We start from the raw sequence: 15,813 nt of genomic DNA, 5'->3' as shown, positions 1-15,813 counted from the left end.
TTGTGTGTATTTATTTACCAAAAGTAGCTAAACTAAAAAACCGCGATATACGCGGTAATTAATCAGCTCCTATTCTAGTCATCCGACACTTATCTATCGTTTGTTATACGATTCTGTCTGATTGTTTCCATAACGTTCTGGTTCTCCTGTCTTAGCCATCAGGTTAGCCGACAGCCTTGCCCGGACCAAGATCCTTGAAGCCTTGGTTCCAGAACAGGAATGACAGTTGATGGGTGATCGTCATTATCAAATCATATATATTGTGTGTAATGTGGTTTAAGGACATGGACCGGTTTCCTCAAACTCGACAATGACTCCTCCGGTTACCCCATCGTATGAATACCTAGCTTCCTCCCGTAGTTTCTTAGCCTCGGCCTCCGACACTTCAACCAAAATGGTCTTATGGGGGATCGGGCACCCATCTACAGTCAGCTGACTATCTGAAGATTGGATCACCTCAGGAATAGCGTCCTCTATTGCACCAGGCGGATAGACATACACCTGTTCTCCAGGAAAGTGAAAGAGCTGGGTAGCTAGCACGACAATCCCCGCAATCATGCACACGAAACCGATTAAGCGAATTTATATCTGAGAACCCATTATGGGCCCATAATCAATGTTCCCCAAAAGAAATAAATAGGCGGAAAAAATAAGATAACAATTGTCAAATTACCATATAAGCCAATCTTACTTAAAAATCCGGAAGCAGCACCTTCATTTTTCATCTTCAAACGCTGTCCCATAAGATTTATAATTAAACCCATAATACTAAGTCCATAAAAAAGAATATATCGCGATTCAAATATGGAAAGGTCAACGAAAAGGCAGGATAACGAAAGTAACAGAAGAGAAAAAGAAACCCCATTGTAACTCTTCCGAAATATATCCTCCATAGAATCAACTCCTCTTCTCTCCATTTTACTAATCTGAATCATTGATCGTAAGGACTAAATTTATGTAGTACCATCCTTCATGAGGCACCAATAACGAGAAGGCTAGGATACTCATATTCTTCGTGATAGACTAAAGGTAATAACAGAAGGACGGCGTCAATAGAAGTTATATTCATATAACAAAAAAACCACACAACAGCGCGGTTCGGAACTCAAATGGAATGAGGTAACTATGATGAGGAGATTCTTCCTATATGCACCCATCATTCTTGTGGCGTTTTTCTTTCTAAGCTTAAATCAAAAGGGCAACGAGCTTGATTGGAAAAACGTTGTCGAGAATATCACCATTATGGGCATTGCAATTGGGATCGTCTATTTAATTAATAAATTGTCTAACAAGTCATGAATTTATTCCTAGATAGTCAACTAATGTTCATTCAGAGTTTTCTTTGCTGCGGCTTTGATTCCCATGAACCAGCACCAATTAAATCATTAATGTTTGCGTATGTATGTATGGTATTTAAAGGAGTTGGTTTCATGATCGTATTTATCATACTTGTTATAATATTATTGATAGTGAATATTATAAATCCTGCCTTTGCTTGGCACCTTCGACACGGTAGGATGGTCAATGGTGAATCGGAACCCAGCGACGCATACATGTTGACAACCCGAATTGGTAATATTGTTGGTCTACTTATTATAGTGCCTATATTGATCGGGCTCATCATTATAGAATAGCCTTGCGTTCTACAGTTACTGTCCCTCGCTGATCTCCACTGATTATACTTTCCCTAAGGGGCTGTATCGAAGAAACCTGTCTGTGTTTCGCTCCCTGTCGCCGCAGGCTACAGCTTATGAATTCAAAACGGGTCACATTTCGGCTCATCCGCTCTAACTGCCAGCCTTCGGCTTCCATTTTCTCGATCCGTGACAAACTTCAGAGACCGTTCCGGCACCTAAACTTATCCGGCCCTTCGTTAGTTCGTCGACATCCTGCATAATGCCGTACCCGTGACGCGTCTCCATTAAGGAGAGTAATATATAATAATCCGTCTCCGACATTGGCAAATGGCTCTTCAATAAATCATCCATCTTCATGCTGCTTTTCCCCCTATATCACTATCTGATGTAAACGTCGCGATATAGCGTTGCAATAATTCCCAGCACAAAAAAGAAGAACGACTGCCGCGGCAATCTTTCTTCTCATCAGCATTTATAGCAGTCTATAAAATATGATTACATATAACATCCGATCACCGCACAGTTAATTAATATCAAATCTGTCGGATCGTGTAGCTGCGGCCAGCTTCGACAGTGAACGCGATCGCACCCTCTTCCACCCTCTCCCAATCTGCGTTTTCAACTGCAATCGGCACGGAGGAGCGCACTTGGCAGCGTCCAGACTGCGAAGCTCGGATGGCTGCGCTCTGCAGCTTGCCGAACGCCCAGTCCAGATCGAGCTCGTAGCCGCCGCGGGCACGGATGCCGCTTATCCGGCCGGAAGGCCATGCATTCGGAAGCGCAGGCAGCAAATGCAGTTCGCCGGCATGGCTCTGCATGAGCAGCTCCGCAATGCCGGCTGTTGCTGCGAAGTTGGCTTCGATTGTGAGCGGATAAAATGTGATTTTGGGATGGCGGTGCGCATTGAACAGGTTCGGGAATGGATTGCCCAGCAGCTTCGTCAAATACGAATACGCCATCTCCGCATCCTCCAGACGTGCGTACATGCTAATATTCCACGAATAGCACCAGCCGATCGTATCCTCGCCTTCGTATACGCGGCGGCGATCGAGGCTGATACGGGCGGCCTTAGCCAGTTCTGGCGTGCCGCGAACCGTAATCTGATTTCCCGGATGCAACGCGTACAGATGGGCGGTATGACGATGGCCCGGCTCCGCTTCATCGAAGTCGCGATACCATTCCTGCAATTGACCGTGCCGGCCAATTCGCAATGGAAGAAGCCGCTCTAACGCATCCTTCAGTGATTGTCTGAACTCAGCATCCAATTCCAAAATACGCCCAGCCTCTATACAGTTCGTGAACAGCTCATGCATAAGAGCTATATCCATCGTTGAGCTTATACTTACCGCTGCCCGTTGACCATCAGGTGCAATGAAGGTGTTCTCAGGAGACGTCGACGGCACTGAGACTAGATTGCCTTCACCATCCTCCACTAAGTAATCGAGGCAGAACAGTGAAGCTTCCTTCATAATTGGATACGCCTTGTTCTTAAGAAATTCCTGATCTCCGCCGTAAGCGTAATGCTCCCACAGATGCTGGCACAGCCATACGCCGCCCATCGGCCAGTACGCCCAGCTTGCCGAGCCTTGGGAAGGACTCGTATTACGCCACAGATCGACGTTGTGGTGCGAAGCCCAGCCTCGACAATCATAATAAGCCGCTGCCATACGCGCTCCGGCAATTCGCAGGTCTTCCAGCAAGTCGAATAGCGGCTCATGGAACTCCGCGAGATTGCAGACCTCAGCAGGCCAATAATTCATTTGAGTATTGATATTCGTCGTATAATTGCAAGACCATGGCGGCTTCGTCATGTTATTCCAAATGCCTTGCAGCGTCGTCACCTGTGTGCCGGGACGTGAAGCGCTGATCATCAGGTAACGGCCGAACTGGAAGAACAGCTCAGTAAGCCGCTCGTCCGTATGACCAGCCTGCACTGCTGCGATCCGTTCGTCGGTAGGAATATGATCACGGCTTGGCACATCAAGCTCCAGTGCTACGCGATTGAAGTAAGGCGTGAAGTCCGCAATATGGCGCTCTCGCAGCGTGGAGTAGCTCAGCTTCGCCGCTTCGTTCAGCCATGCGTCGCAGCGCGGACGCGGGTTCAATCCATCTAGAGCGGGATCATGGTCGAAGCCGTTAAAGCTGGTCGCAGCGGTCAGCAGCAGCGTAACCGCAGAAGCTCCGTTTACGACTAGCCTTCCGCCATGTGTCTCGACATTTCCTCCCTCAGGTATTGCCTGAAGATGAACTTGAAACTGTATACCTATATTCTCCTCGTAGAGTACCGTATCTTCTGATTGTTCTTTCTCGTGATCCAGCAGGCTTGGCGCCGTGCCAGTGAGGATGATGCGATTGATACCGAATTTCTCGACACGGTAATTAAGTCGGCTCGTGAGCGCCGCCTCCAGTCCGATGGCTCCGGGACGGTTAGCTTCGATCCGCACTACCATCACCTGATCGACTGCTGATGCGAACACTTCTCGTACAAAATGCACACCATCAGACACATATTCGGTCCGGAACAGTCCGTTGCGAAGATCAAGCTCACGGCGGTAATCTTCCACCGAGGAAGGATGGCTCATAACCAACTCCAGATCACCCATAGCCTGGAATGCATTGCCCGCTGGCCCCAGCATGTGCTTCTCAATAACCGCTTGAGCATCGCTGTAGCGGCCTGCGAAGATGAGCCTGCGGCTCTCCTCCAAATAACGCAGCGGCTCCTCGCGCTCCACATCCCTTTTCGTACCAGACCACAGCGTTTCCTCATTGAGCGCAATCTGCTCGCGCTTGGTCCCGCCATAGGCCATGCCGCCTAAGCGGCCGTTGCCGATCGGCAGCGCTTCGACCCATTCATCAGCCGGCTGGCGGTACCACAGCTTCATGTGATTGCTGCCCGTATTGTCTTTCATTGGTTCAGCTCCCCTGTAGATGTGTTGATTTAACCATTCGTACCTTACGCATTAACTGCTGTAAGAATCCTGACATCCAACGCAGCAAGCAGCAGACTGCCTTGGTGTGACGTGCCAGTTAACAAGTCAACATAGGTGCCCGCACTTATCTGAACTTCCACTGCCACCTCGTTATGATTAAGCAAGAATAGGAATTCCTTTCCGTCTTTGACTCGGACGGACACCTCTATACCGGCAGGCGTATCCAGCAATGGCTGTATACCGCAGTTCTCACATAAATGCCCGATCAGTCCGCTCAGCATCGATGGCTCTGGTGATGTAGCCACGTACCATGCCTCACCTGAGCCGCGTCGGTTACGCGTAAGCGCAGGGAATCCCTGGTAGAAGTCACGTTCGAATACAGCGAACGGCTCGGCTCCTTCTGCATGAACGACATCGCACAGCACTCCGCAATCGTACGAGCCTTCCAGTTCGCCAAGCTGGGAAGTCATGACGACCCGATTTCTCTGATGCGCCATAGGCGCGTCGATCTCTTCCACCCATACGCCAAGCAGCTCGCGAAGCTCGCCGGGATAGCCGCCAGTCGTAACTAGATCAGTCTCGTTCACGATGCCGCTGAACGTCGTGGCAACGAACGTGCCACCCTGCTCTACGAAATGCTCCAAACGTGCGGCATAGCCTGGTTGGAGCAGATACAGTACTGGAGTAACCACAATGTCATAATCGGCTAGATCCGTCTCCACGCTGATCATATCAACCGGTATATTCCGGCTGTAGAAGGCGTCATAATATTTCTCGACTTCCTTAATATAGCGCAAATCCACGGTAAGCCCGCTGGAATGCTCTATCGCCCACCAGTTATCCCAGTCGAACACGATCGCCGCCCGTGTATTAGAACGTGCACCAAGCAAAGTATCGCCAAGCTGCTGAAGCTCACTGCCAATCTGGGAGCATTCCCGGAATACCCGGGTATTCTCATGGCCAGCATGATCAATCATGGCCCCGTGGAATTTCTCGAATGCGCCGAGCGAGCGCCGTAATTGGAAGTACATGACCGCATCCGCGCCACGTGCGATTGCATGATAACTCCACAGACGGTTAACGCCGGGACGTTTCAGTGCATTGCGAGGCCGCCAGTTAAGCTGGGTCGGGCATGATTCCATAAGCATGAAAGGGTCTCCTCCTTTCAATCCTCGCATCAAATCGTAACGCATTGCCATTTGGCTCGGGGTCATGTCGTCTGCAGGATACATATCGAGTGCAATGACATCCAGCTCCTTCGCCCACTTGAAATAATCAAGCGGCTTGTATGTGCCATTGCTTTGGAAGTTCGTCGTCACAACTGCATCTGAAATTACATTCTTGATGGCGTCCCGCTCCAGCTTATAGCATGCCAGAATGGAATCCGAATTAAAGCGGTCATAGTCGAGTGAAATGCCTTGGAAGGCAGTATCATCGGGATTACTTGTGCTTATGTGCTCACTGAGTGCGCTTGGCAGTACGATTTCGTTCCAATCGTAGAACGTATGGCCCCAGAATCGGGTATACCAAGCGCGATTGAGCTCCTCGAGTGTGCCGTACCGATCACGCAGCCATACGCGAAACGCTTTCTCACAATTGTCGCAATAACATCTCAGACCATATTCATTATTAACATGCCACAGCAGCAATGCAGGATGATCCATGTAGCGCTCTGCAAGCTTGCGTGCCATCCGCTCTGAATAGAGCCGGAAGGTCGGACTATTGGGACAAGAATTATGCCGGCGCCCGAACTTGCGCTTGCGGCCGTCATACTCGACTAGTGTGACATCAGGATATCGCGTTGCCATCCATGCAGGATGAGCTGCTGTCGACGTGCCAAGGCAGACCTTGATTCCCTGCGTATGAAGCTTATCCATCATCTCGTCCAGCCAGTCGAAGCAATAAGTGTTCTCAGCAGGCTGATTAAGCGCCCATGAGAAAACGTTAAGCGTGACCGTATCGACACCGGCGAGCTGGAACAGCCGCATGTCCTCATCCCAGATTTCACGCGGCCATTGCTCTGGGTTATAGTCGCCTCCGTACAATATTTTCGGTAAGCTCTTCGTGAACATCAGCTATTCGTTCCTTTGGCTTCAAGCAGCCTTTTGATTGCCATCACACTACGGCGCGGACTCGACAGCACAGGCTTGCCGATCCGCTCTGCAAGCTGAGCTTCCATGCGGGCCATTGAGCCCTGTGCAAGAACGAGAGCGTCAGCTTGTTCCGCGACACGGATAGCTGTCTCCATAAGAAGGCGATCATGCTCATCAGGTCGACCGCTAACAAGCGCGTCGTAGGCTCCAGCAGCTAGGCCGTCAATCAGCCGAACAGACTTGCCTGCCTGCTCAGCTTGCTGCAGCAGCAGTCGCATCGTCGGCTCCAGCGTCGATGGCAGTGTCGCCAAAACGCCGATAGAGCGGTACAACTCTACCGCCTCTACGGCCATGCTCTCATCGATTTTAATAAGTGGAATGTTGAAGAATGGCCGTGCATTGCTCGCTACTTCGCCAACGGAAGAGCAAGTATTGAGAATAATAGACGCACCCAGGTCGGCACCATTCTGATAATATTGCATAAGCCGCCGCTTCACGCCCGGAGTCACTTCTCCCTCACGTACAACCTCGGCGATCAAGCTGTCATCGATAATGTTGATTAGCCTTACCCCCGGCAGCAGCTCATCGAATTGCCTCTTGAGCGGTTCAGCTAGTCCTTGGCCTGTATATACCGCAACTACAGTATCCATATCATGCTTCCTCCTTGTTGAAAATACGGGCGGCTAATGATAGCCGCCCTGATAGCCTTAGATACCTATGCGCTTGTGCTAGCGAATGAATGTAAGTAAGCGCTGTCTTTTTTAATTAATTGTAGTCGCAGAACGGCCGCAATACAGCGTTCAATATTAATGAATTTGCTTTAAATTTGGGATAACCCGCGCAGCGAATCTATGCAATAACCCAGCGAGGGCACCGGCTGCCTAGGAATTAGCGTGACAGTGGGAAACCTGGTGCAGCAAATCCTTGAGCGGTATCATCAAGCACTAGCACCCAGTCGTTGCCTGGCGCGGCTGCCGATGGAGAAACGAACTCATGCATTCCTTCGTTGTCTACCTCGCCGGCAGATTCACTTTCACCTGTTCGCGGATTGAACCACCATACTGTGGCTCGCTTGCCGGAAAACAGACCCAGCCGTAAGGTGATCGTCCGGCCAGTATAGGTATACGCCATCATGTAGCTATTACCCAAGTTCACGAATAAACGATCGTATCGGTTACCCGGATCGCCGCAAATCGTCGTCTCGTCAGGTGTCCGCTCATTAATAGGCCTTGATAGGATCAGATGCTTCAAATGAACCATCTGCTTCGCACCGTCATCATTGAGCGCATCGGTCCAGCTCCGCGTGCAGCCGTACGCCCCGACGCCCCGGTCCTCTGTATGAAACTGCATGACCGCATTATGTCCATAAGTGTGTCCGAAAGCGCCAGCGAACACCGCCCAATAGGCATAGCGCCGAATATCGTCTGCTTTCCATTTTGGTGCATCCAGGAAATGCAGGCCATGTGGAATATCCTCGTAAGACGGCTCGCCATCTATCGTAGGCTTCGCCGGCACTTTGGCCCAATCCGTATGCACAAATCGCCAGTTGTCTTCACCGACTAACGTGTCGGGCTTGTCTTCTTCTATCTGGTCATAGCTGCGATGCCCTGACTGAAACATATTGAAGTCGAGCCAATCCTCGTTGTGGAACCACGTCGAGGATTGTGTCCGGCCGAATGGATGGAACGTCATCAAGTGCTCCGGAGCAGCCTTCCGTATTGCGCGGCCTAAATGGAGCCATACATCCGTATTGTCGCTGCCATGGATATCGCCTCCGTTCAGCCAGATTACGTTCGGGCGATCCTTATAGCGGTTGCCGAGCCATTCTCCATAACGCTCTGCTGTTCCTGCATCGGTTGAATAGTGCTTCACAACGCTACCCCATACGGGGATAAGCGCGACATACAGCCCTTCACGCTCCGCCAAGCCGATCACCTCATCGGCATATGACCAGTAGCTGGTATACTCAATTGATCGTTCCGCATCGGGCTGGCCCAGATCAATATCTCGGAACGGAGCTCTCCCGTAAGCGTTCTCAGAATCCAGATCATGAACAAGCATTATTTGGATGACGTTAAAGCCCTTGTTTTTTCGATCACGCAGATAGATCAGCGCCTGCTCCCTCGTCGTCCGCTTAGCAGCAGCCATGCCGTATCTCCCAACCAAAAAAACGGAGTAGCGTCTGTATGCTGTAAATATCGTCCATTTTCCGAAACCATAAGCTTCCCTTGCTCCCAAGGCAGTTGATTATTCATTACGTTAACCTCCTGTTATGCGTTATGCAAATCATGCATCCCAAGCATATCGACCCAAGTGCTGTCCATCTTGCAGATTTTAATAACTAATGCATTTTGTAGTGCTGCCTATATTCACTTGGCGTGACGCCGCAATATTTCTTGAAAACGCTGAAGAAGTGTCGGACGCTCTCGTACCCGACTTGCTCAGATATGCGATGCAAGGAATCCTCGGATTCGCCCAGCATCAGTACCTTCGCCTGCTTAATGCGGTAAAGATGCAAATAATTGATCAGCGTTAGCCCCGTCTCCTTGCGAAAGAGCGAACTGATGTAATTCGGATGCAAGTATACATGCTCGGCAATATGGTCGAGTGAGATATTCTCCCTATAATGCGTCTCGATGTGCCGAATAATTTTTTTGACGTTTTTGGACATTTGGTCGTACTCGACGCCTGGAACGCTGTCTTTCCAATCTGATGAGGCTTGAGAGGAGACCTCATCATCAGCGCTCAATAGCTCAAGTGACAGATTCGACATGACGTCATAAAGCTCTGCCTTGTTAATCGGCTTCAACAGATAATCAATCACTTTACAGCGTATCGCTTGGTGCAGATAGTGGGGATCATCATATCCGGTCAAAATGATGAAGCGGCTGCAAAGTCCTCGTTCACGTACTTTTCGAATCAGTTCTAGTCCATTCATCTCCGGCATCTGAATATCCGTAATAAGCAAATCGGGACGGCAGCTCTCCAACTTCTCAAGCGCATCAAATCCATCATGTGCACTGACGATCTCCGAGCATGGTGTCTGCCCTTTCTCAATGATATTCATCAGCCCCTTCAGCATGAAGGGCTCGTCATCTACGATCATCAGCTTAAGCATGCTGTATTCCTCCTTGGACTTTGAGCTTTAGTGTGAATATCGCACCTTCTCCCGCTTGGCTATCGACCATAAGAGATGAGTTATCGCCATAAAAGATACGGATGCGTTCGCTGACATTGTATAGCCCTTGGCCTGAATTCTCCTTATGCAGCTCTTTCCGATCAAGCTTGTTGCTCAATACGCCGCGAATGACAGCAAGGCGATATGGCGGTATGCCTGGACCATTGTCGGTTATGAGAATGATTAGTGCATCATCCTCCTGTTTAACGACAATATCGATTTTTCCATTTTTACGGCTGCGTCCAACGCCATGATGAATGCAATTTTCTACAAGCGGCTGCAAAATAAACCGTGGACAGCTTACGTTATCGATAGGGGCTAATACTTCTATTGAGTAGTTGAGCCTATCCAGCAAGCGCAGCTTATGCATTTCCAGGTAATGCTGGACATTATTAAGTTCATTCTGCAGCACTGTCTCGTTGTCTCTGGAAGTTAGCGTATAACGAAGCAGCTTGCCGAACGTGTACGTCGCGTCTACGACCTCCTGATCGTCATTGATTTCTGCCAGCATACGGATCGATTCCAGCGTATTGTACAAAAAGTGCGGCTTAATCTGCGCTTGAAGCACGAGATAATCGGCTTCTTTCTTCATCAGCTCGGCCTTATGGACATTATTCAGCAGTTCATCGATACGGTGTATGAGAGAATTGTAGGATTGGGTCAGGAAATCAATCTCGTCGTGTGAACCGCCGCCTCCCTTATAATAAGTAAGCTTGTTCTCGTCGACCTTGCGCATATGCTTCGCCAAACCTAGAATACGCCTGACAATCGAAGAGGCTGTCGCGTAATATATGCCTGTAAGTATAAGAAGGGATATGAGCAGCGACATCCCAAGGAAGATTGCTTTCTTGCGAATATCAACAAATACCTCGTCCGTCTGGCTGAAGAAGTAGAAAGTTGTAGATAGCTCTGGTATAGTCAGTGAATTAACAAGCATTCTCTGACTGCGTGAATAAGCGAAGCCTCTCTCGCTCTCTTGTGCCAGTGCCTGCATCTCGGCAATTTGCTCGGAGCTGAGGTCATAACTGTTGCGATAAACAGACTCGCCGTTATGCACGATTTGCACTTGCATATTTTGCTCAGCTTCGATCGCGTTCAAGAAATTATTGATCAAGGAATCGTCAACAATGATCTCCATTGCGGCTAATGACTGCGTATAACTGTTATTATAAATTCGCTGATAATAGCTCAAATAAGGTAACCCAACGCTTTCATTGCTGGTAGGATTCGAAGAAAGCAGCCATACGCCTTTATCCACATTAACAGCGTTCAACATCGCAATCGGCTTCGTATCAACATCGCTCAAATCCTCCAGTTCACCAGCAACCGATGGGACGGATTGCTTGGCTTTGTACAACTTAACAGACGCAATTTCCTTATTGCCTGTCAACGCATAAATATAAATCGGCCTGATATCCTTAAGATAGCTGTACACCTGATTGAGCTCTGTTGAATACAATCCACTAAGGTAATCGATTAGCTGCTGATTATACTGAAACTGCGAATGTATGGTCTCGATTTGATTCAGTCTCGCTCGAAATCCTTCTCCTGCTTGCACAACCAGCTGCTGCTTGCCTTCCGAATACTCCGAAATGACATCCATATAGAATTGATTGTACAAGTAGGTGCCAAACACGAGAATCGGTAAAAGAACTAGCATGAGATAGCCTAAGGCCATTTTCTGTACAATCCGCATATTTTTCATAGCATCCGCCTTATTTTCTCTTCAGGCATTCTATCGAATCAACTCTTCCATATTTGTTATTTAATGCTATCAATGATAATGATATCATTTTTATTAATATGCTCAAGAGCCTAAATCCCCACCGGCGGCCTTCTCGGGTAAGTGAAACATCCTTTCGCGACTAATTACCAAACGATGTACTTGTTGTTATCTGGAGGCGTACAGGCGAACGGGACCATACAGGCCGCCGGCAGCAAACGCCGTCTCCCAATGCTCAGGCACTGTATCTGGCTGCCAGTAGGTAACCTTCGGATTCGTAGATCCACCGACATTGCTTGACGGACGGCCAATTTCATAATGGGTTCCCAGCGTATTCGTCACCCGAATCCGCAGATGATGCGAGCCTGAGCCGATATCAAGTTTAAATCGGTACGGACCCCATACGCGCACACCGAGCGGTTGGCCGTCCAGCCATACTTCGGCAGTGCCGCGAACATACCCCAATTCAAGTACCGCGCCATTGTCTTCTTTCCATTCGACCATCGATTCATACTCGACAACGCCACTATGATGTGGCAAGCACAGCGCTGATCGCCAATCGCCGAGTTCTCCTTGCACTGGCGCCACTTCGAATCGGATCGGCGCTAGCAGCACGTCTGTCTCTGTACTCATATCGCTTGGCATGATGCGCAGCGCAGCCATTGTTCCTGCTGACTGCGGTTCGAAGCAGGCTTGGCCGTCACGTATTGACATCCGCTTGCCGTCTATCCAGCATTCACACTCACCCGCGCAGTTGACCTGAAGCGTCGTGGCGCCAGCTGGGAGTGGGAAGCGCATCCATATGGGCTTTCCAGACTGAGACGCGTCGCGAACGAACGGAAGCGGCTGAGAAGTTGGTTTGGCATCTGGCATCAGCCACTCGATATTAGGTAGTGGATGTGCACGGCCGGGAAGCCACATCGTCTCTGTCTCGGCGAACTGCAGCACTGCTTCATGCAGAACCTCTGAGTGCTGTTCCTGTTCATTCAACCACAATGGGCCGGTGCAGAACATTTGGCTGCTTCCATCTATACGCTCAATCAGGCCATCCACCATCGCGACACCTTCACCCTCAGGCATGAAAAGCTCGAAGGTATTATCGCCATCTTGCCAATAAGGCGTCAGATCAATCTCTTCTTGGCCTTGCCGGATATATGGATTGAAATCACCGTGCTCGGTCATATGCTTGCCGTTCACATAGAGCGCCACTCGCTCCTTAGCGCAGAAGATGACACGAACGCGACTGACACCATTGCTCTCCTGCTCAGGAATGGTATACGACAACCGCGTTTTCGGATTGGGGCTAGGGGAATAAATCCACTTCGGCAGTGACTGCTGCTCTTCAGCGCACAAGGTTACCCCTATACGGATCAGTCCTTCGGCCAGCGCCTGCGCACATAGCAGTAGTGAATTGGCTCCGGCTTTCAGATTCACGGTGGATGTCTGCTCCTCCGGACCGCCGTTCCATTCCATTGATTCTCCGTTCACCCAGAGAGCGATTGCTGCATTGCTCTCCGTGCGCAGCCAGTACGTCCCGGCATCCGTTGCTACCACATTAGTCCTCGCCCATACCTTATCCCCAAGCTCCGCCAATCCCAAATTCATGAATTTGCGAGGAATCCGTCCCATCCGGCCAGCCCATGTCCGGAATGATAGATCTCCCAGCATATTGCTATACACGACCGGCCATACGCTGCCTTCCTCAAAGCTCTGACCCCTAGATGCTTCCCAGTATGCGGCCTCGCTCCATAGCCGCTTCATCCAGACCGAATCATCTAGGACGCCCGCATGCCAGTTAGCAGCCACGCCATCTGCTTCGCTCTCCTCACGCGCAACAAGAACTTCACGGCGCTCGATCGGTACAACAGACATATGACCGCCATGCAAATCAAAATCGCCATATCGGTTATCTAGTGTCGATACAGCAAGCACCTGCCATTCATTAAGCTCGACCACAGGGTCTTGCTCAGCATGCAGCGCAGGTACTTCAGCCGGCAGAGCGAGTTTATCCGATACGAGCGTGCAATTACTGAACACTTCAGCCTCTGCTTGATCCCATGGGCATACGACGAATGCTGCTGGCCAGCTGTCGAACGGTACTTCCAGCTCAACCCATTCACCGTCCCTGCTGTAAGAAAGAGGGGATATCTGCCCACTTACCGGATCCCACAGCTGCGGATGCCCTATGGTGCGCAGACGATAGAACGCGCTTTGCGGTGGCCTTGCCCACTCGCCTGACGGTTCGTGCATTGGCAGCAGCTCTCCCGCTTCAGGCAGCAATAGAAACAGATCTGCATCCTCAATCCTGCGCATCAACGGCATATTCGGCCCTATGGCACGTCCCTGTAGCTTCGATTCAAGAAGGTCTAGCGCTTCGCTTGAAGAGCTGACATATATAGCTCCCTCCAACACCGGATCATCCTCTCCACACTGTACTGCAATGACCAGACCGCCGGCTTCAATCCATGCTTTCACCTTCGTCAAGGCAGCATCATCCATCATTGTTGTGCCACATAATAGCAGTGCAGAGAACGATTCTTCGCTGATTCGGAGCTTGCCGTCCGACAAAACCGCAATTTCCAAAGCGGAATCGTCTGTCACATCAAACTCGATGCTTGCGGAGCGGAGTGCCCCAGGTTGATTACGCTCTTTGCGATTCCAGCGCCCCGTCAGCGATTGGTATACCTCCTGAATATGCTTGAGACGCTCATGCGGCATCATATTGGCGACGACCATTGGATGCTGAAGCGGCCCTCCGTCGGACAGCGACATCCAGCCGCATGCCGCATGGGAAGGATAATGCACCGCAACATCTGCGACATGCGTTCCTTGCGTTAACAGCCAGCACGCGCGGCTGACCGTATCGGCAAAGACGCCGTAATGCTCGTAATAGGGCTGACGCCACCCCGTGTCGGGCGGAGCCCATTCCCACCAACCGCCACGTGTGCTGTAGTAGACAGAGTGAGGACTGTAGAGCGTAACACCAGACTGCAGCCATGGCACCAGCCAGTGCATCGTCTCCTCCATCGTTCCGCCCCAGCCGCTAGTATGGAACGACTCCAGAAACACGCGTTTGCCCCCATGCAGATGAACCATCGAAGCATGCGGCTTGATCTCGCCGTCCATATCGCTGCCGGCAGCATTATACCAGCGATGCGTGCGCATATAATCCAGATAAAGCCGCTGTGCACCATGCAGGTCGGCGCGGCGTGCAGGGCCGGCTTGGTCGCAGCACTGTAACAGATTATGGCGCGTGTGCCACTCATATTGCAGCTTGAACACAGCTTCCTCCGCCAGCTCGGTCGCCAGCTCGTAAACGCGCCTGCGGATGAGTGGGGCTCCCTCCACGTCCTCGAACAGGGCCGGCAAAGCTGCAATTAAGTTCTCGCCATAACGTTCGTCATACAGCTCGGGAAGACCTTTCGTCCATAACGGCATCGACGGAAGCTCATCCTGAAAGCTGCCTCCGATCGTCCGGCCCAGCTCATTCGGGAATCGCCGCTCGAATTCACCGTAAATCCGGTCATACAATTGCTCTGTAGCTCGTTTGTCGAGCCAGTTAAATCCTTGCCGTACCGTAATATAACGGTATCTGCCGATCTCAGTTAGCAGCTCGGCTCCTTCTGGCAGCTCCTCAGTATTCCTAAGCCTGCGAAGCTGGTAGCCTGCCAATTCCGGCTGCTCCGCCACAAGATGCGCGGGGAAGTTCGATCCCGAAAAGCCGATTTGGTCGTAGAAGAATATGCGCATTCCCAGTCTCTGCGCTTCGCGCAGAGCCACCTCGAACATAGACCACCAATGCTCGCTAAAGTATGGCGGATCGTCAGCAACGCTTCCATATTGCGGACCAGTCGGCGCAATATTGAGAATACCGATATTACGCAAGCCTCCGCTGCGAAATTTCTGTAATTGCCAGCGTACGCGTTCCGCTGTTATTTCCTCTGCACTCCACCACCAGAATGGTACAGGACCGAAATCGGGATCCGGAGTGGCAAAGCTCTCTCGCAGATTCTTGATATTCATGTAAGGCTCCTCCTGAATTTAAGATGAGATAGGTTAACCGCAGCACCTAGCAGATTTAAGCGCAGCTTAGAGCGAAAAAAACGAAGATTCGAATCAATAACGGTCATGAGAAACTCATGCTTACGATTATGGCCGTTAAGGCGAATAGCTTGCATGTTTCACTCTCTAAGCTTATTAATTATCTATTAGCGAAAGCCTTTCTGACATTAAAATAGCCTGTGTCTATACA

13 protein-coding genes are annotated in these 15,813 nt (G+C 50.3%); 1 reads left to right on the top strand and 12 read right to left on the bottom strand.

Annotation, left to right across the window (positions count from 1 at the left end; genetic code table 11):
- Positions 1-163: 163 nt before the first annotated feature.
- Genes AC6ESP_RS08555 through AC6ESP_RS08545 form a run of 3 tightly spaced genes read right to left on the bottom strand, consistent with a single transcriptional unit; the run spans position 164 to position 893 of the window.
- A complete protein-coding gene (locus AC6ESP_RS08555; RefSeq protein ID WP_497096283.1) occupies positions 164-286 on the bottom strand; it encodes a hypothetical protein in 123 nt (40 codons plus the stop codon).
- Complete coding sequence (locus AC6ESP_RS08550) at positions 277-564, bottom strand: hypothetical protein (RefSeq protein ID WP_497096282.1); 288 nt, start codon at positions 562-564, stop codon at positions 277-279. The genes AC6ESP_RS08555 and AC6ESP_RS08550 overlap by 10 nt, the downstream gene beginning before the upstream one ends.
- Positions 565-599: 35 nt before the next feature.
- Positions 600-893 (bottom strand): hypothetical protein, encoded by a 294-nt coding sequence (locus tag AC6ESP_RS08545; RefSeq protein WP_497096281.1) that lies wholly within the window; start codon positions 891-893, stop codon positions 600-602.
- Between the two features lie 402 nt (positions 894-1,295).
- Between AC6ESP_RS08545 and AC6ESP_RS08540 the strand changes: the two genes are divergently transcribed.
- On the top strand, positions 1,296-1,634 hold the full coding sequence (locus tag AC6ESP_RS08540; RefSeq protein ID WP_497096280.1) for a DUF6199 family natural product biosynthesis protein: 339 nt from the start codon (positions 1,296-1,298) through the stop codon (positions 1,632-1,634).
- A 153-nt stretch (positions 1,635-1,787) separates the two neighbouring features.
- Here the strand turns inward: AC6ESP_RS08540 and AC6ESP_RS08535 are convergent, their stop codons facing one another.
- The 9 genes from AC6ESP_RS08535 to AC6ESP_RS08495 all read right to left on the bottom strand — a co-directional run bounded on the left by AC6ESP_RS08535 (position 1,788) and on the right by AC6ESP_RS08495 (position 15,584).
- Entirely contained in the window at positions 1,788-1,994 is a 207-nt protein-coding gene (locus AC6ESP_RS08535) for a hypothetical protein (RefSeq protein ID WP_497096279.1), read from the bottom strand.
- 176 nt (positions 1,995-2,170) lie between these two features.
- A complete protein-coding gene (locus AC6ESP_RS08530) occupies positions 2,171-4,546 on the bottom strand; it encodes a glycoside hydrolase family 95 protein (RefSeq protein WP_497096278.1) in 2,376 nt (791 codons plus the stop codon).
- 44 nt (positions 4,547-4,590) lie between these two features.
- Positions 4,591-6,639, bottom strand: coding sequence for a beta-galactosidase (locus AC6ESP_RS08525; RefSeq protein ID WP_497096277.1), 2,049 nt, complete (start codon positions 6,637-6,639; stop codon positions 4,591-4,593).
- Positions 6,639-7,310 (bottom strand): aspartate/glutamate racemase family protein, encoded by a 672-nt coding sequence (locus AC6ESP_RS08520; RefSeq protein ID WP_497096276.1) that lies wholly within the window; start codon positions 7,308-7,310, stop codon positions 6,639-6,641. The genes AC6ESP_RS08525 and AC6ESP_RS08520 overlap by 1 nt, the downstream gene beginning before the upstream one ends.
- Before the next feature lie 238 nt (positions 7,311-7,548).
- On the bottom strand, positions 7,549-8,826 hold the full coding sequence (locus AC6ESP_RS08515; RefSeq protein WP_497096275.1) for a glycoside hydrolase family 140 protein: 1,278 nt from the start codon (positions 8,824-8,826) through the stop codon (positions 7,549-7,551).
- The gene (locus AC6ESP_RS08510) at positions 8,769-8,915 is read right to left on the bottom strand and encodes an apiosidase-like domain-containing protein (RefSeq protein ID WP_497096274.1); all 147 of its coding nucleotides are present in this window, start codon (positions 8,913-8,915) and stop codon (positions 8,769-8,771) included. The genes AC6ESP_RS08515 and AC6ESP_RS08510 overlap by 58 nt, the downstream gene beginning before the upstream one ends.
- An 86-nt stretch (positions 8,916-9,001) precedes the next feature.
- Complete coding sequence (locus tag AC6ESP_RS08505; protein WP_497096273.1) at positions 9,002-9,778, bottom strand: response regulator transcription factor; 777 nt, start codon at positions 9,776-9,778, stop codon at positions 9,002-9,004.
- Positions 9,771-11,516 carry a sensor histidine kinase gene (locus AC6ESP_RS08500; RefSeq protein ID WP_497096272.1) on the bottom strand — a complete coding sequence of 582 codons (1,746 nt, stop codon included), beginning with the start codon at positions 11,514-11,516 and terminating at the stop codon, positions 9,771-9,773. The genes AC6ESP_RS08505 and AC6ESP_RS08500 overlap by 8 nt, the downstream gene beginning before the upstream one ends.
- 213 nt (positions 11,517-11,729) lie before the next feature.
- Entirely contained in the window at positions 11,730-15,584 is a 3,855-nt protein-coding gene (locus tag AC6ESP_RS08495; protein WP_497096271.1) for a hypothetical protein, read from the bottom strand.
- Positions 15,585-15,813: the final 229 nt, after the last annotated feature.

The sequence above is a fragment of the Paenibacillus xinjiangensis genome, from assembly GCF_059686975.1.
Note: the sequence above shows the minus strand (reverse complement) of the source record. Positions and strands in the feature narration are given on the sequence as shown.

Coding starts and splice junctions, on each gene's coding strand:
- AC6ESP_RS08500 (WP_497096272.1), bottom strand. CDS start 11,516: ATGGCCTTAGGCTATCTCATGCTAGTTCTTTTACCGATTCTCGTGTTT.
- AC6ESP_RS08520 (WP_497096276.1), bottom strand. CDS start 7,310: ATGGATACTGTAGTTGCGGTATATACAGGCCAAGGACTAGCTGAACCG.
- AC6ESP_RS08540 (WP_497096280.1), top strand. CDS start 1,296: ATGAATTTATTCCTAGATAGTCAACTAATGTTCATTCAGAGTTTTCTT.
- AC6ESP_RS08555 (WP_497096283.1), bottom strand. CDS start 286: ATGTCCTTAAACCACATTACACACAATATATATGATTTGATAATGACG.
- AC6ESP_RS08530 (WP_497096278.1), bottom strand. CDS start 4,546: ATGAAAGACAATACGGGCAGCAATCACATGAAGCTGTGGTACCGCCAG.
- AC6ESP_RS08510 (WP_497096274.1), bottom strand. CDS start 8,915: ATGAATAATCAACTGCCTTGGGAGCAAGGGAAGCTTATGGTTTCGGAA.
- AC6ESP_RS08525 (WP_497096277.1), bottom strand. CDS start 6,639: ATGTTCACGAAGAGCTTACCGAAAATATTGTACGGAGGCGACTATAAC.
- AC6ESP_RS08495 (WP_497096271.1), bottom strand. CDS start 15,584: ATGAATATCAAGAATCTGCGAGAGAGCTTTGCCACTCCGGATCCCGAT.
- AC6ESP_RS08535 (WP_497096279.1), bottom strand. CDS start 1,994: ATGAAGATGGATGATTTATTGAAGAGCCATTTGCCAATGTCGGAGACG.
- AC6ESP_RS08505 (WP_497096273.1), bottom strand. CDS start 9,778: ATGCTTAAGCTGATGATCGTAGATGACGAGCCCTTCATGCTGAAGGGG.
- AC6ESP_RS08545 (WP_497096281.1), bottom strand. CDS start 893: ATGGAGGATATATTTCGGAAGAGTTACAATGGGGTTTCTTTTTCTCTT.